The sequence below is a fragment of the Streptomyces aurantiacus genome, from assembly GCF_001418335.1.
Lineage (GTDB): Bacteria > Actinomycetota > Actinomycetes > Streptomycetales > Streptomycetaceae > Streptomyces > Streptomyces aurantiacus.
This window is the reverse complement of record NZ_LIPP01000100.1, coordinates 1-21,440: the sequence shown is the minus strand read 5'-3', so window position 1 is coordinate 21,440 and position 21,440 is coordinate 1. Positions and strand designations below refer to the sequence as shown.

Annotated in this window: 20 protein-coding genes; 7 read left to right on the top strand and 13 right to left on the bottom strand. The window is 70.0% G+C overall.

Going from position 1 to position 21,440, the window contains the following annotated elements; genetic code table 11:
- Positions 1-103: 103 nt before the first annotated feature.
- A complete protein-coding gene (locus tag AOK01_RS14830; protein WP_055511671.1) occupies positions 104-529 on the bottom strand; it encodes a cupin domain-containing protein in 426 nt (141 codons plus the stop codon).
- A gap of 51 nt (positions 530-580) precedes the next feature.
- Here AOK01_RS14830 and AOK01_RS14825 point away from each other — a divergent pair, with 51 nt between their 5' ends.
- Complete coding sequence (locus tag AOK01_RS14825) at positions 581-1,609, top strand: GlxA family transcriptional regulator (RefSeq protein ID WP_055511670.1); 1,029 nt, start codon at positions 581-583, stop codon at positions 1,607-1,609.
- A complete protein-coding gene (locus AOK01_RS14820; RefSeq protein ID WP_055511668.1) occupies positions 1,606-2,100 on the top strand; it encodes an LURP-one-related/scramblase family protein in 495 nt (164 codons plus the stop codon). The genes AOK01_RS14825 and AOK01_RS14820 overlap by 4 nt, the downstream gene beginning before the upstream one ends.
- A gap of 182 nt (positions 2,101-2,282) precedes the next feature.
- Here AOK01_RS14820 and AOK01_RS14815 read toward each other — a convergent pair whose 3' ends face one another.
- The gene (locus AOK01_RS14815) at positions 2,283-3,146 is read right to left on the bottom strand and encodes a carbon-nitrogen family hydrolase (RefSeq protein ID WP_055511666.1); all 864 of its coding nucleotides are present in this window, start codon (positions 3,144-3,146) and stop codon (positions 2,283-2,285) included.
- Positions 3,147-3,300: 154 nt separating this feature from the next.
- On the opposite strand from AOK01_RS14815, the gene AOK01_RS14810 reads away from it, so the two are divergent.
- Complete coding sequence (locus AOK01_RS14810) at positions 3,301-4,125, top strand: maleylpyruvate isomerase family mycothiol-dependent enzyme (RefSeq protein ID WP_055511664.1); 825 nt, start codon at positions 3,301-3,303, stop codon at positions 4,123-4,125.
- A gap of 74 nt (positions 4,126-4,199) precedes the next feature.
- Here the strand turns inward: AOK01_RS14810 and AOK01_RS14805 are convergent, their stop codons facing one another.
- Together AOK01_RS14805 and AOK01_RS14800 are read right to left on the bottom strand one after the other, a co-directional pair.
- Entirely contained in the window at positions 4,200-5,444 is a 1,245-nt protein-coding gene (locus AOK01_RS14805; protein WP_425424736.1) for an MFS transporter, read from the bottom strand.
- A gap of 101 nt (positions 5,445-5,545) precedes the next feature.
- Positions 5,546-6,298, bottom strand: coding sequence for a GntR family transcriptional regulator (locus AOK01_RS14800; RefSeq protein ID WP_425424735.1), 753 nt, complete (start codon positions 6,296-6,298; stop codon positions 5,546-5,548).
- A gap of 204 nt (positions 6,299-6,502) precedes the next feature.
- Between AOK01_RS14800 and AOK01_RS14795 the strand changes: the two genes are divergently transcribed.
- Positions 6,503-7,399 carry a D-alanyl-D-alanine carboxypeptidase family protein gene (locus AOK01_RS14795; RefSeq protein ID WP_055511660.1) on the top strand — a complete coding sequence of 299 codons (897 nt, stop codon included), beginning with the start codon at positions 6,503-6,505 and terminating at the stop codon, positions 7,397-7,399.
- Between the two features lie 121 nt (positions 7,400-7,520).
- Here AOK01_RS14795 and AOK01_RS14790 read toward each other — a convergent pair whose 3' ends face one another.
- From AOK01_RS14790 to pdhA, 3 genes are read right to left on the bottom strand one after another with little or no spacing between them, the layout of a single operon-like run.
- Positions 7,521-9,014 (bottom strand): dihydrolipoamide acetyltransferase family protein, encoded by a 1,494-nt coding sequence (locus AOK01_RS14790; RefSeq protein ID WP_055511658.1) that lies wholly within the window; start codon positions 9,012-9,014, stop codon positions 7,521-7,523.
- 10 nt (positions 9,015-9,024) lie between these two features.
- Positions 9,025-10,005, bottom strand: coding sequence for an alpha-ketoacid dehydrogenase subunit beta (locus AOK01_RS14785; protein ID WP_055511656.1), 981 nt, complete (start codon positions 10,003-10,005; stop codon positions 9,025-9,027).
- A 2-nt stretch (positions 10,006-10,007) separates the two neighbouring features.
- A complete protein-coding gene (gene pdhA, locus AOK01_RS14780; protein WP_055511654.1) occupies positions 10,008-11,174 on the bottom strand; it encodes a pyruvate dehydrogenase (acetyl-transferring) E1 component subunit alpha in 1,167 nt (388 codons plus the stop codon).
- A 407-nt stretch (positions 11,175-11,581) separates the two neighbouring features.
- Here pdhA and AOK01_RS14775 point away from each other — a divergent pair, with 407 nt between their 5' ends.
- The gene (locus AOK01_RS14775; protein ID WP_055511652.1) at positions 11,582-12,244 is read left to right on the top strand and encodes a response regulator; all 663 of its coding nucleotides are present in this window, start codon (positions 11,582-11,584) and stop codon (positions 12,242-12,244) included.
- 130 nt (positions 12,245-12,374) lie between these two features.
- On the opposite strand, the gene AOK01_RS14770 is transcribed toward AOK01_RS14775, so the two are convergent.
- Positions 12,375-13,925 carry a protein kinase domain-containing protein gene (locus tag AOK01_RS14770; RefSeq protein ID WP_055511650.1) on the bottom strand — a complete coding sequence of 517 codons (1,551 nt, stop codon included), beginning with the start codon at positions 13,923-13,925 and terminating at the stop codon, positions 12,375-12,377.
- A 410-nt stretch (positions 13,926-14,335) separates the two neighbouring features.
- Here AOK01_RS14770 and AOK01_RS14765 point away from each other — a divergent pair, with 410 nt between their 5' ends.
- The gene (locus AOK01_RS14765; RefSeq protein ID WP_055511648.1) at positions 14,336-15,994 is read left to right on the top strand and encodes a protein kinase domain-containing protein; all 1,659 of its coding nucleotides are present in this window, start codon (positions 14,336-14,338) and stop codon (positions 15,992-15,994) included.
- Positions 15,995-16,041: 47 nt separating this feature from the next.
- On the opposite strand, the gene AOK01_RS14760 is transcribed toward AOK01_RS14765, so the two are convergent.
- Together AOK01_RS14760 and AOK01_RS14755 are read right to left on the bottom strand one after the other, a co-directional pair.
- Positions 16,042-16,581, bottom strand: coding sequence for a bacterial proteasome activator family protein (locus tag AOK01_RS14760; RefSeq protein ID WP_055511673.1), 540 nt, complete (start codon positions 16,579-16,581; stop codon positions 16,042-16,044).
- An 86-nt stretch (positions 16,582-16,667) separates the two neighbouring features.
- A complete protein-coding gene (locus AOK01_RS14755) occupies positions 16,668-17,234 on the bottom strand; it encodes a PadR family transcriptional regulator (protein WP_055511646.1) in 567 nt (188 codons plus the stop codon).
- A 179-nt stretch (positions 17,235-17,413) separates the two neighbouring features.
- Here AOK01_RS14755 and AOK01_RS14750 point away from each other — a divergent pair, with 179 nt between their 5' ends.
- Positions 17,414-17,881 (top strand): hypothetical protein, encoded by a 468-nt coding sequence (locus AOK01_RS14750; RefSeq protein WP_063792799.1) that lies wholly within the window; start codon positions 17,414-17,416, stop codon positions 17,879-17,881.
- A gap of 108 nt (positions 17,882-17,989) precedes the next feature.
- Here AOK01_RS14750 and AOK01_RS14745 read toward each other — a convergent pair whose 3' ends face one another.
- The 3 genes from AOK01_RS14745 to AOK01_RS14735 form a co-directional block, all read right to left on the bottom strand.
- A complete protein-coding gene (locus tag AOK01_RS14745; RefSeq protein ID WP_055511643.1) occupies positions 17,990-18,970 on the bottom strand; it encodes an NAD(P)H-quinone oxidoreductase in 981 nt (326 codons plus the stop codon).
- Positions 18,971-19,009: 39 nt separating this feature from the next.
- Positions 19,010-20,107 carry a potassium channel family protein gene (locus tag AOK01_RS14740; RefSeq protein WP_055511640.1) on the bottom strand — a complete coding sequence of 366 codons (1,098 nt, stop codon included), beginning with the start codon at positions 20,105-20,107 and terminating at the stop codon, positions 19,010-19,012.
- Positions 20,104-21,440: molybdopterin molybdotransferase MoeA (locus tag AOK01_RS14735; protein WP_055511638.1), on the bottom strand; the 1,337-nt coding region annotated here is incomplete at its 5' end. The genes AOK01_RS14740 and AOK01_RS14735, both read right to left, overlap by 4 nt.

Here is a 21,440-nt window from a genome sequence, read left to right as displayed (position 1 = left end):
GAGAGCGACACCCCGGCCGCCATCCTCTCGCCCACCCCCACCGCCCTGAACGCCCTGCTCACGGCAGTGAAACGCGTGGCAGCGACCTCCCGGACGTGACAGCTCAGCGCAACGCGTGCCCCGTCGTCTCGTCCACATGGTCGGGTACCTCGTCGTGACGGTCGCCGACCGTGGACGTGCCGGTCGGTTCGAGGAGGAGGATCTCGGTGGGACCAGGGGCGTACGGCTTGTGCTCGGTGCCGCGCGGGACCGTGAAGACGCTGCCCCTGGGCAGGACGACCGTGCGCTCGCCGGTCGCCTCGCGCAGCGCGATGTGCAGTTCGCCGTTCAGGACCAGGAAGAACTCGTCGGTGTGGTCGTGCACGTGCCAGAGGTGTTCACCCTCGATCTTGGTCACGCGGACGTCGTAGTCGTTGACCGACGTGACGATACGAGGGCTCCACAACTCGCTGAAGGAGTCGAGGGCCGCGGAGAGCGCGACGGGCTCAATAGGTGCAACAGGTTCATTGGCGATCGAGTGGTTGACCATGGACTCATCGTGGGCGTGACGGGCCCCGCGCACGAGTGCTAGAAATCGCACATGCCGCATGGATCCTCGCAGCACCCCACTCCGTTCTCGTCCCCGGGCCGGCGGCCACACCGCGTCGCCGTGATCGTCGACGAAGGCATCAACCCCTTCGAGGTCGCAGTCGCGACCGAGCTGTTCGGGCTGCCCCGCCCCGAGCTCGGGCTGTCGTCGCCCCTGTACGAGCTGACGCTGTGCACGCCCACTCCCGAGGTCCGGATGAACCACGGCTTCTTCACGCTGAGCGGGGTGGCCGGGCTCGACGCCGTGGACACCGCGGACACCCTTGTCGTACCCGGCCGCCCCGACAACGTCGTGCCGCGCGGCGAGGACGTGCTCGACGCCGTCCGCCGCACCCATGCGCGAGGCGCCCGCATCGTGAGCCTGTGCACCGGCAGCTTCGCGCTCGCCGAGGCCGGGGTGCTCGACGGGCGCCGCGCCACCACCCACTGGCTCTGGGCAGACCTCTTCCGCAAGCTCCACCCGAAGGTCCTCCTGGAGCCGGACGTCCTCTTCGTGGACGAGGGGGACGTGCTGACCGCGGCAGGCAGCGCGGCGGCCCTCGACCTCGGGCTGTACATCGTGCGGCGCGACCACGGCGCCGAGATCGCCAACGCCGTATCCCGGCGGCTGGTTTTCGCCGCCCATCGCGACGGCGGGCAGCGCCAGTTCGTCGAACGGCCGGTGCCCGACGTGCCGGACGAGTCGCTGGCACCGCTGCTCGCCTGGGCCGGGGAGCGGATCGGCGAGCCCTTGACGGTCGCGGACCTCGCGACGCGCGCGGCGGTCAGCCCGGCCACGCTGCACCGCCGCTTCCGCGCCCAGCTCGACACGACGCCGCTCGCGTGGCTGACGGGCGAACGGGTGGCGCTGGCCTGCCGGCTCATCGAGCGCGGCGAGGAGCGGCTCGACATCGTGGCGCGGCGCAGCGGCCTGGGCACCGCCGCCAACCTGCGAGCACGGCTGCGGCGTGAGACGGGGCTCAGCCCGTCGGACTACCGGCGGCGTTTCGGGCCTGCCTCCGGGGAAGCCGTAAGGACATGAAATTCCTCGTGCGCGACCGGCTCCTGGGCATCGGTGACGACTACTGGATCGAGGACGAGAGGGGCCGCAAGGCCTTCCTCGTCGACGGCAAGGCGATGCGGCTGCGGGACACCTTCGAGCTGAAGGACCAGCAGGGGCGCGTGCTGATCGACATCCACAAGAAGATGCTCGCCCTGCGGGACACGATGGTCGTCGAGCGGGACGGCGAGCCCCTGGCGACCATCCGGAGGAAGCGGCTCTCGCTGCTGCGCAACCACTACCGCGTCACCCTCGCCGACGGCACCGAGCTCGACGTCAGCGGCAAGATCCTCGACCGGGAGTTCGTCGTCGAGTACGACGGCGACCTGCTGGCCCACATCTCGCGCCGCTGGCTGCGGGTGCGGGAGACGTACGGCGTCGAGATCGTACGGGAGGACGCGGACCCGGCGCTGCTGATCGCGGTGGCGGTGTGCGTCATCCACTTGGCGGAGAAGGAACGCGAGGAGGACTGAGGCGCCCTGTTTTCTTCAGCCCGTCCGGCGGTGGTGTCTTTCAGCCCGTCCGGCGTTTGAGGACGAGGCCGTTCAGGCCGATAGCGGGGGTCTGGGGGCGGCAGCCCCCAGAAACGGACGGGAAGGGTAGGGGCGGCGGGGGCGAAAAAAACCCGGTCCCACCCCCACCACGCCGGGACGGCTCACCGTCGAGGCGGCTCGACCCCCAGCAGCCGATCCTTCAGCACCGGGAACTGCTCCCGCGTGACCCCGACCCTCGCGGGGTCGAACTCCACGGTGAGGACCTCCTCCTCGCTCCCCGCCTCCGCGAGAACCTCCCCCCACGGATCGACCACGATCGAGTGACCGGCCTGCGGAACCCCCGCATGCGTCCCGGCCGTTCCACAAGCGAGCACAAACGCCTGGTCCTCGACGGCCCGCGCCCTGGCCAGCAGGGTCCAGTGCGAGCGCCGCCGCTCGGGCCAGCCCGCCGGGACGACGATCGTCTCGGCCCCGGCGTCGACGAGCCCACGGAACAGCTCGGGGAATCGGAGGTCGTAGCAGGTGGCCAGGCCCAGCGTGGTCTGCGGCAGGCCGACGGTGACCAGCTCGGAGCCCGCGCCCATCAGCACGGCCTCACCCTTGTCGAAGCCGAAGCGGTGGATCTTGCGATAGGAGGCGGCGAGTTCGCCGGAGGGGGAGAAGACGAGGGAGGTGTTGTACAGGGACCCACCGGAGCCGCTGCCTACGCCGGTCCCGGAGCCGGACCCGGAGCCGTCACCCGCGGCGGAGCCGTCATCGGAAGCCGCCCGTTCGGGAATCGACCCCGCGTGCAGCCACACCCCCGCATCGCTCGCCGCCTTGGCCATCGCCTCGTACGTCGGCCCGTCGAGCGGCTCGGCCTCGGCGTCGAACGACTCGAAGGCGAAGGCTCCCGTCGTCCAGAGTTCGGGCAGAATCACCAGGTCGGAGCCGGTCTGTTGCCGTACCAGCGAGGCCACCCGCTGCCTGCGGGCGTCGACCGATTCGGCGTCGTCCACGGCGATCTGGAGGAGAGAGGCGCGCACACTACCACCGTCCTGGCATTCGAGCCTTTGATACGGGCCTACGATCGTCACACGAAAGCACTGCCGGGGTGCCTCACAGCAGCGTAACTTAGCGTCCCAAGACACCCGCTGCCTGTGCACTGCCCGCGACCAACCGCCCGAGGGGTCCCGTTCCGTGAGTCTGCATCCCAGCCTTCAGTCCTACGCCGACGCCTGGACCCACTCCATCGACGCGATATCCGATCTGGTGTCGCCGCTGGTGGAGGGGGAATGGAACCGGCGGACTCCATGCCCTGGCTGGTCGGTGCGCGACCTCGTCTCCCACATCATCGGTCTCGACTGCGAGATGCTGGGCGACCCGCGGCCGATCCACACGCTCCCCCGCGACCTGTACCACGTGACGAACGAGCACCAGCGGTACATGGAGATGCAGGTCGACGTCCGCCGGCACCACACCGCTCCGGAGATGACCTCCGAGCTGGAGTACACGATCATCCGCCGCAACCGTCAGCTGCGCAACGAATCACGGCAGCCCGACACACTGGTGCGCGGCCCGCTCGGCACCGAGGTCACTCTCGAACAGTCCATGCGCAACCGGGCGTTCGACCTCTGGGTGCACGAGCAGGACCTGCGCACCGCACTCGGCCGGCCGGGCAACCTCGACTCGCCGGGTGCGTACATCGCCCGCGACGTACTGCTCAGCAGGCTTCCCAAAGTCGTCGCCAAGGACGCGGGCGCACCGCCCGGCTCGGCGGTCGTCTTCGACATCCACGGCCCCGTCGAGTTCCTGCGCACGGTCCGCGTCGATGCCGACGGCCGCGGTTCGATAGACGGCTCCCCGTCGCTCGGTCCGGCCGCCACCCTCACCCTCGACTGGGAGACGTACTTCCGCATGGCCTGCGGCCGGGTGACCCCGGAGGCGGTCTCGGACCGCCTCAAGACAGAGGGCGACCCGGAACTGACAGCGGCGATCCTGAGAAACTTCACGGTCACACCGTAGGAACCCGTGACCCCTGGGGGCCTGCGGGGACCGCCCGTGACCCGTGGGCCCCCTGCAGCCCCAAGGGCCAAGGGCTACACGGGCACGTGCACCGTCTCCACCCTGCTCGCGACCAACCGCTCCCGCTCCCGCCGAACCGCCTGCTTGCGCAACCGCAGTATCTGGCTGAGGCCGAGGGCCTGCAGCACGAACACCGCGGAGAAGGCCACGGTGTAGCTGCCTCCGGTGGCGTCCAACAGCACCCCGACCGCGAACAACGTCGTCATGGAGGCGACGAAGCCGCCCATGTTCGTGATGCCGGAGGCGGTCCCCTGCCGCTCGGGCGGATTCGCGGGGCGCGCGAAGTCGAAGCCGATCATGGACGCGGGCCCGCAGGCGCCGAGGACCGCGCACAGCACGATCAGCATCCACATGGGCGCCCGGTCGGCGGGGTACGCGAGCGTGGCCGCCCACACGACGGTCGTCGCCACCACCGTGCCGAGCGCCAGCGGCAGCCGCGCCGCATGGTGCCGGGCGACGATCTGCCCGTACACCAGGCCGACGAGCATGTTGGAGAGCACGACGAGCGTGAGGAGTTCGCCGGCCGTCGCCCGTGACAGGCCCTGGGCCTCGACGAGGAACGGCAGCCCCCACAGCAGCAGGAACACCATCGCCGGGAACTGCGTCGTGAAGTGCACCCACATCCCGAGCCGCGTCCCGGGCTCCCGCCAGGACGCCGCGATCTGACGGCGTACGTACGCGGCTCCCTGGTGCGGGAAGGGCTCCGGCTGGTGTCCCTCGGGGTGGTCCTTCAGGAACACCAGCATCAGGACGAGGACGACGACACCGGCGAGCGAGCTGCCCGCGAACGCGGCCGTCCAGCCGACTCCGTGCAGCAGCCGGGCCAGTACCAGCGTGGAGACGAGGTTGCCCGCCATGCCCACCAGGCCCGCGAGCTGCGCGACCACCGGGCCGCGGCGGGCCGGGAACCAGCGCGTGCCGAGGCGCAGCACGCTGATGAAGGTCATCGCGTCACCGCAGCCGAGCAGCGCGCGCGAGGCAAGGGCCGTTCCGTACGTCGGCGAGAACGCGAAGCCCAGCTGTCCGATCGTGAACAGTACGGCGCCGAGGGTCAGCATCTTCTTCGTACCCAGCCGGTCGACCAGCAGGCCGACGGGTATCTGCATGCCCGCGTAGACGAGGAGCTGGAGGATCGAGAAGGTCGACAGCGCGGAGGCGTTGACGTGGAAGCGGTCGGCGGCGTCGAGACCGGCCACCCCCAGCGACGTACGGAAGATGACCGCGACGAAGTAGACGGAGACGCCGACGGCCCAGACCATGACGGCTCTGCGGCCACCCGGCGGGTCACCCGGGAGGGACAGCGCGGACGACGAGGACGAAGACGACGAGGATGAGGAGGAGGACGATGACGGTGACGAGCTCATCGGACGTCTCCCCGGGCCAGGTTGGAGAACCAGCTGACGTGGCGGTGGACCAGGGAGACCGCCGCCTCGGCGTCGCCCGAGCGCAGCGCGTCGAGGATCTCCTGGTGCTCGGCGAGCGTCTTGGTGATCCGGTCGGGGTGGGCGTTCATCACGGCGACACCCATCCTCAACTGCCGGTCGCGCAGCTGGTCGTAGAGGCGGGAGAGGATCTCGTTGCCCCCGCTGCGGACGATCTCGGCGTGGAAACAGCGGTCGGTGACGGCGGCTCCGGCCCGGTCCCCGGCGGCGGCCTGCTCCTGCTGCTGCGCCAGAAGTTCGGTGAGGCGCTCGATGAGCGCGGGTGAGGCCGGTACCGCCTTGCGGATCGCGTGCGCCTCGACGAGCTGCCGGGTCTCCACCACGTCCGCGATCTCCTGCGCGGAGACGGGCAGCACGAGGGCGCCCTTCTTCGGGTAGAGCCGGATCAGGCCCTCGACCTCCAGCTTGAGCAGTGCCTCGCGCACCGGTGTCCGTGAGACGCCGACGGCGTCGGCCAGCTCGCCCTCGGTGAGCAGCGTCCCGCCCTCGTAACGGCGCTCCAGCACCCCCTGCTTCACATGCGTGTAGACGCGCTCGGCGGCGGGAGGCTGCTTCACGACCCGCCGGTCGCTCTGCCGGTCGGACGCGGACTGCCGGTCGGGCGCGGACTGCCCGTCAGGTGCGGTCTGCCGGTCGGGCGCGGGGGCGGCGGGGGACGGGGCTGAAGGCATGCGCACAGCATAGATACAACATGTACGCATGGTCGCGGGCGGTCCAGGATGCGGACCGGGTAAAAAGTGGCACCCCAGTTCGGCAACCGCACATCCTTTTGTGCTAATCACATGTCTCAGGAGAAGGGGCCACTGCCAAGTGGCCGTTTTCTCAGGGCATTTGGCACCAGCTCGGTGCTTTCAAACGTAATCGGGGTATTCGACTTGATAACCGGCATAAAGGGTATGCGCGTCCGCAGAGCTGCCGCAGTGGTCATCACCACCGGAGCCGTGCTCGCGACCGGAGCCCTCAGCACGGCGCCCGCGCAGGCCCTCACAAAGCCCACGATCGCCGCCAAGGGCGGGTTCGTGATGAACAACGGCACAGGTAAATCGCTCTACACCAAGGCCGCGGACACCCGCCGTTCCACCGGCTCCACGACGAAGATCATGACCGCGAAGGTCGTGCTGTCGCAGTCGAACCTGAACCTGGACGCCAAGGTCACCATCCAGAAGGCGTACAGCGACTACATCGTCCGCAACAACGCCTCGTCGGCCCGGCTGATCGTCGGCGACAAGGTCACCGTCCGCCAGCTCCTGTACGGGCTGATGCTGCCGTCCGGCTGCGACGCCGCGTACGCGCTCGCCGACAAGTTCGGCTCCGGCTCGACGCGTGCCGCCCGGGTGAAGTCGTTCATCGGCAAGATGAACAAGCAGGCCAAGGACCTCGGCCTGACGAACACGAAGTTCGACTCGTTCGACGGCATCGGCAACGGCTCGAACTACTCGACGCCGCGCGACCTGACGAAAATCACCAGCAGCGCCATGAAGGGCGCCAACTTCCGCGCGATCGTGAAGACGAAGAAGTACACGGCGAAGACCGTGACGAAGACCGGTGGCACGCGCACGATGGCGGCGTGGACCAACACCAACGGTCTGCTCAGCAGCTACTCCGGTGCGATCGGTGTGAAGACCGGCTCCGGCCCGGAGGCCAAGTACTGCCTGGTCTTCGCCGCCACGCGCAACGGCAAGACGGTCGTCGGCACGGTTCTCGCCTCGACGTCCATCGCGGCCCGCGAGTCGGACGCGAAGAAGCTCATGAACTACGGCTTCGCCAGCTGAACGGATCAACTGACTGCGCAGTTCCCCGCGCCCCTGAAAAGGGGCGCGGGGAACTGCGCGACCAGCCCCCACCGGCCCGCAGCCGAGCACCCGAGCCACCTACCGCCCCGCCTACCGCCACCTATCCCCAGGTGATCAACCGTTTCGGCTGCTCAAGAACCGCAGCCACGTCGGCAAGAACCTTCGAGCCCAGCTCCCCGTCGACCAGCCGGTGGTCGAAGGACAGCGCGAGGGTCGTGACCTGCCGAGCCTTGACCTTCCCCTTGTGCACCCAGGGCTGCAGCTTGATGGAGCCGACGGCGAGAATCGCGGACTCCCCCGGGTTGAGAATCGGCGTGCCCGTGTCGACGCCGAACACGCCGACGTTGGTGATCGTCACCGTGCCGCCCTGCATGGCCGCCGGTGAGGTCCTGCCCTCGCGGGCGGTGGCGACCAGCTGTCCGAGGGCTTCGGCGAGCTGGGGCAGCGTCTTGGCGTGGGCGTCCTTGATGTTCGGGACGATCAGGCCGCGGGGGGTGGCCGCCGCGATGCCCAGGTTCACGTAGTGCTTCTGGACGATCTCCTGGTTGGCCTCGTCCCATGAGGCGTTGATGTCCGGGTTGCGCCTGATGGCGACCAGCAGGGCCTTGGAGATCAGCAGCAGCGGGTTCACCCGCAGCCCTTGCAGCCCGTACTTGTCGGACCGCTTGAGCTCCTCGACCAGCTTCATCGTGCGTGTCACGTCGACCGTCACGAACTCGGTGACATGCGGCGCGGTGAAGGCCGAGCCGGCGACCGCGGCCGCGGTCGCCTTACGGACACCCTTGACCGGCACACGGGTCTCCCGCACACCGTCGTACGAGGCGGAAGGAACGTACGAGGCCGACGGGGCGACCTGAGCCGCGGCCGGGGCGCCGACGGGAGCCTGGGGCGCCGCGGTGGCCGCGGGCTCCTGGACGGGGGCCGGGGCCACCGCCGCGTGCACGTCCTCGCGGGTGATGATCCCGTCCGGCCCGGAGGGCGTGACCGCCGCCAGGTCGACCCCGAGGTCCTTGGCCAGCTTGCGCACCGGAGGCTTGGCCAGCGGGCGGGCCGTGGGCGCCGCGTGTCCGTTCAGCTCGCTCTGGATCGCCTCGGCCGCCGCCGCTGCCGCCTCCGGCTGCTGGACCGGCACACCCCTGCGGGGGCGGCGCTTGGTGGAGGACACCGCGACCCCGTACCCGACGAGGACCGGCTTACGGCCCTCCGGCTCAGGCTCCGCGGCGACCGGGGCCGAAGTCTCGGGCGTCGCGGGCGTCGCGGGCGTCGCGGCGGGAGCCGGCGCCGGAGCCGAGGCCGGTGCCTCCGGCGTCGCGGCCGGGGCGGCTCCGCCGGCCACGTCCACCGCGATGATCACCTGGCCGACGTCCACCGTCGTCCCCTCGGCGAAGCGCAGCTCGTGCACCACCCCGTCGTAGGGGATCGGCAGCTCGACGGCGGCCTTGGCGGTCTCGACCTCGCACACCACCTGCCCGTCGGTCACCGTGTCACCGGGCTTGACGTACCACTTGAGGATCTCCGCCTCGGTCAGCCCCTCGCCCACGTCGGGCATCTTGAACTCACGCAGCCCCGAGGCCGTTTCAGTCATCGTCGTCACGACCTTCTCCTCAGTACGCCAGCGAGCGGTCGACGGCGTCGAGCACCCGGTCAAGGCCCGGCAGGTACTCGTCCTCCAGGCGGGCCGGCGGATACGGGGCGTGGTAGCCGCCGACCCTCAGCACCGGTGCCTCCAGGTGGTAGAAGCACCGCTCCGTGATCCGGGCCGCGATCTCCGCGCCCGTCCCCAGGAACACCGGCGCCTCGTGCACCACGACCAGGCGGCGGGTCTTCTCGACCGAGACCTGGATCGAGTCGAAGTCGATCGGGGACATCGACCGCAGGTCCACCACTTCGAGGGACTTGCCCTCCTCCTGAGCGGCCGCCGCGGCCTCCTGGCAGACCTTCACCATCGGCCCGTACGCGGCCAGCGTCAGGTCGCTGCCCTCGCGGACTACGCGCGCCTTGTGCAGCGGCCCGGGGATCGCCTCGCGGTTGACCTCGGCCTTGTCCCAGTAGCGCCGCTTCGGCTCGAAGAAGATCACCGGGTCGTCGCTGTGGATGGCCTGCTGCATCATCCAGTAGGCGTCGCCCGCGGTCGAAGGGGAGACCACCTTCAGGCCCGCCACGTGCGCGAAGAGCGCCTCGGGAGACTCGGAGTGGTGCTCGACCGCGCCGATGCCGCCGCCGTACGGAATGCGGATGACCACGGGGAGCTTGATCTTGCCGAGCGCTCGCGCGTGCATCTTCGCGAGCTGCGTGACGATCTGGTCGTACGCCGGGAAGACGAACCCGTCGAACTGGATCTCCACGACCGGGCGGTAGCCGCGCAGCGCGAGCCCGATCGCCGTGCCGACGATGCCCGACTCGGCGAGGGGGGTGTCGATGACCCGGTCCTCGCCGAAGTCCTTCTGCAGGCCGTCCGTGACCCGGAACACACCGCCGAGCTTGCCGACGTCCTCGCCCATGATCAGGACCTTGGGGTCCGAGTCGAGGGCCGTGCGCAGCGATTCGTTGATCGCCTTGGCCAGCGCCATCTTTTCCGCGGTCATCGCTACTTGCCCTCCCCTTCATCTGCGAACGACGCCTGGTACGCGGCGAACTGGGCCCGCTCCTCGTCGACGAGCGCGTGCCCGTCCGCGTACACGTTCTCGAAGATGGCGAAGCGGTCCGGGTCCGGCATGGCACGGACGACTTCGCGTACTCGTTTGCCCAACGCCTCGCTCTCGGTCTCCAGTTCCGCGAAAAATCCCTCGTCCGCGTGGTTTGAGGCTTCGAGGTACGTGCGCAGGCGCAGGATCGGGTCCTTCGCCTCCCATGCCTCGCGCTCCTCGTCGGCCCGGTACTTGGTCGGGTCGTCGGAGGTGGTGTGGGCGCCCATGCGGTACGTGTACGCCTCGACGAGGGTCGGCCCCTCGCCCCTGCGGGCCCGCTCCAGGGCCCACTTCGTGACGGCGAGGCAGGCCAGTACGTCGTTGCCGTCGACGCGGACGCCCGGGAAGCCGTAGCCCTGCGCGCGCTGGTAGAGCGGGACGCGGGTCTGGCGCTCGGTGGGCTCGGAGATGGCCCACTGGTTGTTCTGGCAGAAGAACACGACGGGCGCGTTGTAGACCGCGGAGAAGGTAAACGATTCGGCGACGTCTCCCTGGCTGGAGGCGCCGTCCCCGAAGTACGCGATCACGGCCGAGTCGGCACCGTCCTTGGCGACGCCCATGGCGTAACCGGTGGCGTGCAGCGTCTGCGAGCCGATGACGATCGTGTACAGGTGGAAATTGTTGCTGTTCGGGTCCCAGCCGCCGTTGTTCACGCCGCGGAACATGCCGAGCAGGTTGGCCGGGTCGACGCCGCGGCACCAGGCGACGCCGTGCTCGCGGTAGGTCGGGAAGACGTAGTCGTCCTCACGGGTCGCCCGCCCGGAGCCGATCTGGGCGGCCTCCTGGCCGAGCAGCGAGGCCCACAGGCCCAGCTCGCCCTGCCGCTGCAGGGCGGTCGCCTCGGCGTCGAAGCGCCGGGTGAGCACCATGTCGCGGTACAGCCCGCGGAGCTCTTCAGGAGTGATGTCGGCTACGTACGCATCAAATTCGCCATTCTTGACGCGCTTCCCCTCGGGGGTCAGCAGCTGTACGAGGTCCGGCTGGGCGCCCGGCGGCTTCTTCGCAGCGGTGCGCTTGCTACCGGCGCTGCGTCGCGGCTTGCGCGCGGCAGTGCTCTCCACGGTCACGTGTGCTCCTCCGTCGGTCCGGCCCCCGGGGTTGCCGGGAACTGGGGTCCCCCAGCTCGTCGAGAGCCGGGGGAGCGGCTCGCCTGATCTCCGTACCCGTGCACGGGGTGGGTGCCCTCGGCCGGGAACAGGCGTGACAGGTGCCCCGGCGAGCGCCCTGCAACAATCACGTTACCCAGTGCTCCACATTTCTGTGAAACCCCTCCTGACCTGCGTTTTTGCTCGGTCTTCCAAGTACTTTCCACTTGGGCTTCCAAGCATTTCGCAGATGTCGGGAACAGTCGCTGGTCACAGCACTGGTCACAGCCTCGCAGGGGGCCGGAACACCGGCACGTTATCCCGGCCACCCCGGGGACGGGAAGGGTTCGACTGGCGCGGGCGGAAAGATCCTGTGTGAAACTGACCCCGTGCGCGAAGAGGGAAAAATCAGCGTATTCCTCCTCGACGACCATGAGGTGGTCCGCCGGGGAGTGCACGAGCTGCTGTCGATGGAGGACGACATCGAGGTGGTCGGCGAGGCCGGCACGGCGGCCGACGCGCTGGCGCGAATTCCGGCCACGAGCCCCGACGTGGCCGTCCTGGACGTACGACTGCCGGACGGCAGCGGGGTCGAGATCTGCCGCGAGATCCGCTCCGAGGACGAGTCGGTCAAGTGCCTCATGCTGACCTCCTACGCCGACGACGAGGCCCTCTTCGACGCGATCATGGCGGGTGCCTCGGGCTACGCGCTCAAGGCGATCCGGGGCGACGAACTGCTCGCGGCGATCCGTGACGTGGCGGCCGGCAAGTCCCTGCTCGACCCGGATGCGACCGCCCGTGTCCTGGAGCGGCTGCGCGGCGGAGGCGGCCCCAAGGGCGACGCGCGGCTCGCCGAGCTCACCGACCAGGAGCGCAGAATTCTCGACCTGATCGGCGAGGGACTCACCAATCGCGTGATCGGCGAGCGACTGCACCTGGCCGAGAAGACCATCAAGAACTACGTCTCCAGCCTGCTGGCCAAGCTCGGCATGGAGCGGCGTGCGCAGGCTGCCGCCTATGTGGCCCGGCTGCAGGCGGAGAAGCAGAGCTGAGCTAAGGGCTGTCCCGTAATGCCGTGACAGGCAATAGCGGGAATGGGACGGCACGCGCGCGTGGAGCCCGATTTCCGGATTCCACGCGCGCGTGCCGGTCACGTGACGGTCAGAAGGTGAGGCGGCCGGGTCAGCCCTCGGCGCCGGCGGGATCCCCGCCCGTGCCCCCGTCGCTGTCCGGCGACTCCGGCTGACTCTGCTCGCCCGTCGGAGTCGACTCGCCGTCATCCGTCTTCGTCGGAGTGGGTTCCTTGCTCGTCGTCTCGTTCGTGGGCTCGGTGTCGGTCGGCGAGGGTGTGTAGCTGGGGGACGGTTGGTAGGACGGGGTGTAGTCCGAGGAGTTGCCCGTGTCCGTGTCGTCCTCCGTCGTCTCCTCCGCCGTCTCTTCCTTCTCGGTCTCGCTCGGGGTGGTGTCCTTCTCGGTCTCCGAGACGGTCGGCGACTTCGTCGGGTCGGCCCCGCCGCCGTTGCCGTTGCCGCCGTTCAGCGCCAGCGCCACGCCTGCCGCGATCGCGATCACCGCGAAGACCGCCAGGATCCACAGCTTGCCGCGGCCGCTGCCTTTGTTGCCGTTGCCCTCGAACCCGCCGTCGTCGCCCCCGCCCGGGGACAGGAACGGTGCCGGGATCTGAGTGGTGCCCTGGTCGCCGGGGTGCGGCAGCCCGGCCGCGCCCGCGAGACCCATCGCCGGGGTGCTCAGACCCTCGTGCGCGTCCACCGGGCCGGTGTTCCAGGTGCCGGTGTGGCCACCCTGGTCGTACAGCATCTGCAGCCCGTACTGGACGAGTCCGCGCATCTCCTCCGCGGTCTGGAACCGGTCGTCCGGCTCCTTCGCGAGCGAGCGCATGACCAGGCCGTCGAGCTCCGGCGGTGTCGCGTCCGAGACCTCGGACGGGGGCACCGGGATGTCCTGGACGTGCTGGTAGACCACCGACAGCGGGGTCTCACCGGTGAACGGAGGCCGCAGCGCGAGCAGTTCGTAGAGCAGACAGCCCGTCGCGTACAGGTCGCTGCGGTGGTCGACCGCCTTGCCGAGCGCCTGCTCGGGGGAGAGGTACTGGGGCGTGCCCATGACCATGCCGGTCTGGGTCATCGTCGACTGGGCGCCGTGCAGGGCGCGGGCGATGCCGAAGTCCATCACCTTCACGGCACCGGTGTCGGTGATGATCACGTTCGCGGGCTTGATGTCCCTGTGAACGATGCCGTGCTGGTGTGAATAAGCGAGCGCCTCCAGCACACCGGAGACGATGATGAGCGCCTGCTCGGGCCCCGGTGCCTCGGCGTTGAGGAGGAGGTCACGAATCGTGTGGCCCTCGACGAGCTCCATCACGATGTACGGAACGACCTGGTGGGGGAGTACGTCCTCGCCGGAGTCGTAGACCGCCACCACCGCGTGGTGGTTGAGGCCGGCGACCGACTGGGCCTCGCGTGTGAAGCGGGCCTTCGAGACCGGGTCCTCGGCCAGGTCGGAACGGAGCAGTTTCACCGCCACGGTCCGCCCGAGACGGACGTCCTCCGCCGCGAAAACCTCGGCCATGCCACCCCGGCCGAGTCTGTGCGTCAGCCGATACCGGCCGTCCCCGACCAGCCCGCCGTTACCCCACAACTCCGGCGCATCCGACATTCCGCCGCCAGTCGCCTCGGGGTCGGACGGGCCCTGAGCGCGCTGCTGCTGTGCCATCAGTCCTCGCCGTCGTTTCTGTCCACACCGGTCGACGTAGTACGCGCGGTGGTTGTTACGGTCTCCGTCGGGCCACGCTACAGCCTCCACGCGAAGCGCCGGTCCGCGATGGACCCGGTCGTCGAACCCGCGGGCGGTCCACGGGTGCACATTGTGTGTACCGGCGGTACGGCACCTGTAACGCTTCCGCGACTCTTCCTTCGCGTACGGTCACGGAACGGGCACCGAGCTTGACGTGTCAGTGCCCTCCGGCAGACTTGGCCGGGAATAGCACCCAGTGATCTCCAGAGATCACCAGAGATTTCACCAGAAAACGCATCACGAACAGCACCAGAGATCACCGACCGCGGGAGCCACACCAGCAGCTTTCGCCCGCGTGACGGCGCACTGCCGATGGGGGACGCAGAAAGATGAGCCAGGACGGCGCACATGGCCGGTATGCGGGGCGCGCGGTTGCCGGCGGGCGCTATCAGCTGCGCGACCTGCTCGGCGAAGGCGGCATGGCCTCGGTGCACCTCGCCTACGACTCGGTGCTCGACCGACAGGTCGCGATCAAGACACTGCACACCGACCTCGGACGTGAGCAGGCCTTCCGCGAGCGGTTCCGCCGCGAGGCCCAGGCGGTGGCCAAGCTCACGCACACGAACATCGTCTCGGTCTTCGACACCGGCGAGGACGACTTGGACGGGGTGACGACTCCGTACATCGTCATGGAGTACGTCGAGGGCCGCCCGCTCGGCTCGGTCCTCGACCAGGACGTCACGCAGTACGGCGCCATGCCCGCCGACAAGGCCCTGAAGATCACCGCGGATGTGCTGGCCGCTCTGGAGATCAGCCACGAGATGGGCCTGGTCCACCGCGACATCAAGCCGGGCAACGTCATGATGACCAAGCGCGGCGTGGTCAAGGTGATGGACTTCGGCATCGCCCGTGCCATGCAGTCCGGTGTGACGTCGATGACCCAGACCGGCATGGTCGTCGGCACCCCGCAGTACCTCTCCCCCGAGCAGGCCCTCGGCCGCGGCGTCGACGCCCGCTCCGACCTGTACTCCGTCGGCATCATGCTGTTCCAACTGGTCACCGGGCGGCTGCCGTTCGAGGCCGACTCGCCGCTGGCGATCGCGTACGCGCACGTCCAGGAGACTCCCGTCCCGGCCTCCTCGATCAACCGCGCGCTGCCGCCCGCCGTGGACGCGCTGATCACCCGCGCACTGAAGAAGAACCCGAACGAGCGTTTCGTCAGCGCCGAGTCGATGCGTGACGAGTGCCTGCGCGTGGCCCAGTCCTTCCAGGCCGCGCCCCCGAGCATCGTGCCGGGCGTGCAGACGTCCAGCGGAGCCGGTGTGGCCTCCGCGGTGTTCCCGCCGGTCGACCAGTCGGCCCAGGCACCGCAGGGCAACGTACAGACGCCGTACCAGCCCAACCCCTACGGTTCGCCGACACCGGCCCACCCGCAGACGCCCGCTCCGTCGTACGGCTATCCGCAGCAAGGCATGCAGCAGGGCGGCTACCCGACCCCGGCCCAGAGCGGCGCGTACGCGCCGCAGCAGGGCCTGCCGACCCCGCCGCCGTACACGATGTCCCCGCCGTCCCCGCAGACCGTGCAGTCACCGGGCTCCCCCGGCGGCGGCCGCAAGAGCAACATGCCGGTGATCGTGGGCTCGATCGTCGTCGCGCTCGTCGCCGTCGGCGGGCTGATCGCCGCCCTGACGATGGGCGGCGACGACGACAAGAAGGCGGACGGCGCCCGCGCGTCGGCTTCCGAGGAAGTGGCCGGGCACAGAGGCCCGGACACCACGAAGACGATCGACAAGACCGAGTGCACGGAGCCCAAGGAGTCGGACAACGACGCCGATAAAATCAGGGTCCCGGACTTCGCGTTCAAGAACATCGAGTCCGTGAAAGCGTGCTTCCAGGCCGCGGGCTGGCCGTACGAGTCCAAGCCGGTGGACGAGAACGCCTACGGCGAGGGCACGGTCATGAGCCAGATCCCCGAGGCGGACGCGGACGTCGACCCCGGCAACATGCCCAAGATCCAGCTCTACGTGTCGACGGGCAACCCGGCCTGATCCGGCCGTTTTCGGAGTTGTCCGCGCTGTTCGCGCGTCGAGAGTTCCTACAGGTAGGGACCGCCCGAGCGGCCGCTCACCTGCGGGTCCAGCTCGTCCTCGCCGCCGGCGCCCGGGGGCAACGCCCGGCGCATCTGCTCCAACTGGGCCCTGGCCGCCATCTGCTGGGCGAACAGGGTGGTCTGGATCCCGTGGAAGAGACCCTCCAGCCAGCCGACCAGCTGCGCCTGCGCGATCCGCAGTTCGGCGTCCGAGGGAATACCGTCGTCCGTGAAGGGCAGGGAGAGCCGCTCCAGTTCGTCGACGAGGTCGGGAGCGAGTCCGTCCTCCAGCTCCTTCACCGAGCTGGCGTGGATCTCCTTGAGCCGTACCCGGCTCGCCTCGTCCAAGGGAGCCGCACGCACCTCCTCAAGCAATTGCTTGATCATGCTCCCGATGCGCATGACCTTGGCGGGCTGTTCCACCATCTCCGTCACCGGGACCTCACGGGAGTCCTCGTCTCCACCGCCACCGAGAGCCATCCCGTCCTGGCCTACGACCAGGATCTGTGGGTTCTCCGGCGACCTTTCGTTCCTCGGCATCTCCATGCCGCCATTCTCTCGCATCCGCACACTTCACCACCCTGGTGCCCCCTCCTGAGGGTGATCCACCCTGTACGGGCCGACGCTCCGCGTCAGGCGGACGAAGGCGGCGGCTCCGTGGCCACGGCCTCCGCGAGCCGCAGCAGACGGGCCTCGCAGTGGTCCAGCCAGCGGATCTCGGCCTCCGCGCGGAAGATCAGATGCTCCAGGACGAGCAGCTGGGCCACCTCGTCACGATGCGCGGGCGCCTCCGCGAGGGCCCGGGCCCTGAGCCGGGTGTACGTGTGCATGGTCTCCGACAGATACCGCCGCTGTGCCTCCACGATCGCCCGTACGTCGACTCCGGGGGCCCCGACCGCCATGGCCAGTTTGATGGCCAGCTCGTCACGCGGCAGGTTCGAGCGCTCCACCGGGCGGATCAGCCAGGACCGCAGCTCGGCCCGGCCGTCGTCCGTCAACGCGTACAGCACGTGTCCCGCCTCGTCTGTGCCCTGCTGCACGACCAGGCCGTCCCGCTCCAGCCGGGCGAGGGTCGTGTAGACCTGGCCGATGTTCAGCGGCCAGGTCGACCCGGTGCGCGCCTCGAACTCGGTGCGCAGCCGCGCACCATAGCGGGGGCCGCGCTCCAGGAGCGCCAGCAGACCATGGCGTATCGACATAACCGATCTGTACCCCGTGCACCTGTGTACGCCAAGCACATCACCGAGGGTGACGTGAGACCGGGAAACCGGAGTCTTGCGGTGACAGAGCGTCGAGGTTCGGGATGCCGACGCGGGCGTCCCGTGTGAGGCTGATGCCGTTGATCTTGGCTCCTCCGTACCGGGAGGGGGTCACCGACGTGACTCCATGGCTCCGCACCTTCCGCACCCTCCACGTGACCGGCCTGCTGCTGCTCCTGCTGGCAGGCCCCGCACACACGCCGTACGCCGCCGCGTACGAGCCCGTCCCCACCGAGTCGCGCGCCGGCAGCCGGGCGGGTGAGGGGCGGGAGCGTCCCGGACGGGAGGCGCCTCCGACGGACGAGACCAGCGCGCCCGCTCACCCGGACGGCCCAGCAGGCCGGCGGAACCCGGAGCGTCGGGAGCAGGGGGCTTCCGTCGTGCCCGAGGCGTCCCGGAACCCCGCTCGGCCGTCCGAGCCGCCGCCCGCCCGTCCCGCTCGCCCCGCCGACGCGCACGAGGCCGCCGACCGCCCCGTGCGCGCCTCGGAACCCGTCCTGCGGGTGCTGCCCCTGGGCAGCGGACTGGTACTCATCGGCCTGGGCCTGGGCCTCGCGCTCCTCGCCCTGCGCGTACGGCGGAACTGAGACGCGCCCCGAAGGGGCGCGGGGAACTGCGCGACAAGCCCCCACCGAACCGGCACCCACAACGCGACCCCCGGAACCCCCACAGCCCGCACGCGGGAGCGGAACGCGCTACTGAAGCGTCAGCAGCACCTTGCCGATGTTGCCGCTCTCCTCCAGCACCCGGTGGGCCGCCGCAGCCTCGCTCATGGGCAGCTCCCGGTCGACCACCGGACGCACATGTCCCCCGGCGACCAACGGCCAGACGTGCTCCCGTACGGCCGCGACGATCGACGCCTTCTCACCGGCCGGGCGGGCACGCAGCGAGGTCGCGGTGACGGCGCCCCGCTTGCCGAGAAGCATCGCGATGTTCAGCTCGCCCTTGATGCCGCCCTGCATACCGATGATCGCGAGACGCCCGTTGGGGGCGAGGGCCTGGACGTTGCGGTCGAGGTACTTGGCGCCCATGTTGTCGAGGATGACGTCGGCGCCCGTCCCGTCGGTGGCGGCCTTGATCTCCTCGACGAAGTCCTGCTCGCGGTAGTTGATGAGCACGTCCGCGCCCAGCTCGGCGCAGAAGTCCAGCTTCGCCTTGCTGCCCGCGGTGACGGCGACCTTCGCCCCGACGGCCTTGGCCAGCTGGATCGCCATGGTGCCGATACCGCTCGCTCCGCCGTGCACCAGGAGCGTCTCGCCGGGGCGGAGGTGGGCGATCATGAAGACGTTGGACCAGACCGTGCAGGTCACCTCGGGCAGCGCGGCCGCCTTGTCGAGGTCGACGCCCTCGGGCACCGGCAGCAGCTGTCCGGCCGGGACGACCACCTTCTCGGCGTACCCGCCGCCCGAGAGCAGCGCGCACACCTCGTCCCCGACGGTCCATCCCGAGGTACCGGGTCCCAGCGCGGCGACCCGCCCGGAACACTCAAGGCCGGGGTACGGGGACGCGCCGGGCGGTGGGTCGTAGAAGCCCTGCCGCTGGAGCAGATCGGCACGGTTCACCGCGCTCGCCACCACCTCGACCAGTACTTCGCCCTCGCCGGGCACCGGCTCCGGGACGTCGTCCCACACCAGCGCCTCGGGCCCACCAGGTTCAGGAATCGTGATCGCTCGCATGCGGGTGAGGCTACTCCCGACAGTCGTCCGCGCGGGGATTCAGTCCTGCGACAGCGGCTTCATGTCCGGTGCGATCTGAGTGTGCGGGCTGACCCGCGCGATGGTGATCAGACGGTCCGTCAACTGGACCTTCCCGATGGCCGGATCGTCGTAGCCGAGCACCCGATGTCCTCGTACGACACTCACCACCAGATCCTCGATCTCGCGGACGCTCTTGCCGACCTCGGCCTTTATGACGGGCCGTTCGGTGATGTCGAGTCCGCTGCCCTGCTGGATGAGGTCCTCCATGACCATGCCCGCGCTGGGGCTGAGCACGGAGAGCCCGAGGAGCCGGCCGGCCGCGCTCGCGCTGGTGATGACGGCGTCGGCACCGGACTGCTTCAGCAGCGGTGCGTTCTCCTCCTCGCGCACGGCGGCCACGATCTTCGCCTTGCGGTTGAGCTGCCGGGCCGTCAGCGTGACGAGGACGGCGGTGTCGTCGCGCTGCGTCGCGATGATGATCTGCCGGGCGCGCTGCACCTCCGCCCGGAGCAGTACGTCGCTGCGCGTGGCATCGCCGACCACACCCGCGTAACCGTCCGCCGTCGCCGCGTCGATCACCTTCGAACTGGGATCGACGACCACGACCTGTTCCTTCTTCAGCCCCGTCGCGCACACGGTCTGGATCGCCGAGCGGCCCTTCGTGCCGAACCCGATGACAACGGTGTGCTCCCTCAAGGTGGTCCTCCAGCGGTTCAGTCGCCACTCCTCCCGGGTGCGTTCGGTGAGGACCTCAAGAGTGGTGCCGACCAGGATGATCAGGAAGAGCACGCGCAGCGGCGTGATCAAGAAGATATTGGTGAAGCGGGCGCCGTCACTCACCGGGGTGATGTCGCCGTATCCGGTGGTGGAGAGAGTGACGGTCGCGTAGTAGAAGGCGTCGAGCAGGTCGACCGGACCGTCGGAGTTGTCGGTGTAGCCGTCGCGGCCGAAGTAGACGAGCAAGGCCGTACCCACCAGGACCAGCAGCGCCATGACGACACGTTTGGTCACCTGCAGCAGGGGGCGTTCCACGCGTTGGCGCGGCAGCTTCACCCGATGGGTGGCAAGGCGTTCGCCCGCCTGACGCGCGATCGCGTCCTGGCCCGGAAGTTTCACGTGAAACACACCTCGATCCCGGCCATGGCCCAGGGCAGGTCGAGAATCTCCAGCTCCTGGCCGGGCCCTGCGCCACCGGGCGGGACGACCGCGAGCGCGTCGGCCACGGCGATGCCCCGCAGCATGGCCGGTCCGTTGTAGTGCAGCGGTACGGCCCGGTCCCCGCGCAGGACGACAGGGATCAGCCGGGTGTCGTGCGGGTGACCGTGCACGGCGTCCTGGAGGGGCAGCGTGTACGGCTCCGGGGCCGCGCGGCCCGCGAGGGTGCGCAGCAGGGGCTCGGCGAGCGTGAGGAGGCCGGAGACGGCGGCGAGCGGATTGCCCGGCAGTCCGACGAGGTGCTGGTTCTCCTTGAGCCGGGCCAGGAGCATCGGGTGGCCGGGGCGCACCTTGACGCCGTCCACCAGGAGTTCGGCGCCGAGGCGGCGCAGGATGGGATGGACGTGGTCGACGGGACCGGCGGCGGTGCCCCCGGTCGTGACGACGAGGTCGGCGTCGGAGTTCTTGAGGGCCTTGCCCAGGGCTTCGGCGTCGTCACCGAGCCTGCGCACGGCGATGACCTCCGCGCCGAGCGCGCGCAGCCAGGACGGCAGCATCGGGCCGAGCGCGTCCCGGATCAGCCCGTCGTGGGGCAGGCCCTCGGTGAGCAACTCGTCGCCGAGGACCAGGACTTCCGCACGCGGCCGGGGATGGGCGGCGACGGTGTCGTACCCGGCGGCGGCTGCGAGGCCGAGTACGGCGGGGGTGACCAGCGTGCCGGGCGGCAGCAGGGGCTCGCCGGAGCGGCACTCCTGGCCGCGGGGACGGATGTCCTGGCCGTGCACGACGTGCCGGGCCGCGTACAGCCGGCCCTTGTCGTCGGTGCGGCCGTGCTCGCTGCGGATCACGGCGGAGGCGTCCTGCGGGACGCGCGCGCCGGTGGCGATCCGGACGGCCTCGCCGTCGGTGAGCGGCCCCGGCCCGTCGTGCCCCGCGAGTACTCCCTCGGCCCGCACGCTCCACGGGCCGGGCCCGGCGACCGCCCAGCCGTCCATCGCGGACGTGTCGAAGGACGGGAGGTCCGTGAGGGCGGCGAGCGGGGCCGCGAGCACGAGGCCCAGCGCGGCGTCCAGCGTGACGGAGACCGGAGTGTCCGGACGGCGGGGGGCTCGCCCGGCGACGGCGCGGGCCCTCGGCCAGGGGGTGGCGGTGTGGTGCTCAGTGGTGCGGTGGTCAGCGGGGCGGTGGTCAGCGGTGTCGTGCCCGGTGGTCGGGTGTCCGGTGGCGTCCTTCCGGCTTCCGTCCTGCGGAGCCGGAGCCGGAGCCGGAGCCGGGGACGGGGACGGGCCGGGGC

What these genes read in the sequence shown, in the direction of transcription:
- AOK01_RS14830 (WP_055511671.1), bottom strand. Translation starts at nt 529, where the DNA reads ATGGTCAACCACTCGATCGCCAATGAACCTGTTGCACCTATTGAGCCC.
- AOK01_RS14825 (WP_055511670.1), top strand. Translation starts at nt 581, where the DNA reads ATGCCGCATGGATCCTCGCAGCACCCCACTCCGTTCTCGTCCCCGGGC.
- AOK01_RS14820 (WP_055511668.1), top strand. Translation starts at nt 1,606, where the DNA reads ATGAAATTCCTCGTGCGCGACCGGCTCCTGGGCATCGGTGACGACTAC.
- AOK01_RS14805 (WP_425424736.1), bottom strand. Translation starts at nt 5,444, where the DNA reads ATGGTCTGGGCCGTCGGCGTCTCCGTCTACTTCGTCGCGGTCATCTTC.
- AOK01_RS14800 (WP_425424735.1), bottom strand. Translation starts at nt 6,298, where the DNA reads ATGCCTTCAGCCCCGTCCCCCGCCGCCCCCGCGCCCGACCGGCAGACC.
- AOK01_RS14785 (WP_055511656.1), bottom strand. Translation starts at nt 10,005, where the DNA reads ATGACCGCGGAAAAGATGGCGCTGGCCAAGGCGATCAACGAATCGCTG.
- AOK01_RS14770 (WP_055511650.1), bottom strand. Translation starts at nt 13,925, where the DNA reads ATGGCACAGCAGCAGCGCGCTCAGGGCCCGTCCGACCCCGAGGCGACT.
- AOK01_RS14765 (WP_055511648.1), top strand. Translation starts at nt 14,336, where the DNA reads ATGAGCCAGGACGGCGCACATGGCCGGTATGCGGGGCGCGCGGTTGCC.
- AOK01_RS14760 (WP_055511673.1), bottom strand. Translation starts at nt 16,581, where the DNA reads ATGGAGATGCCGAGGAACGAAAGGTCGCCGGAGAACCCACAGATCCTG.
- AOK01_RS14755 (WP_055511646.1), bottom strand. Translation starts at nt 17,234, where the DNA reads ATGTCGATACGCCATGGTCTGCTGGCGCTCCTGGAGCGCGGCCCCCGC.
- AOK01_RS14745 (WP_055511643.1), bottom strand. Translation starts at nt 18,970, where the DNA reads ATGCGAGCGATCACGATTCCTGAACCTGGTGGGCCCGAGGCGCTGGTG.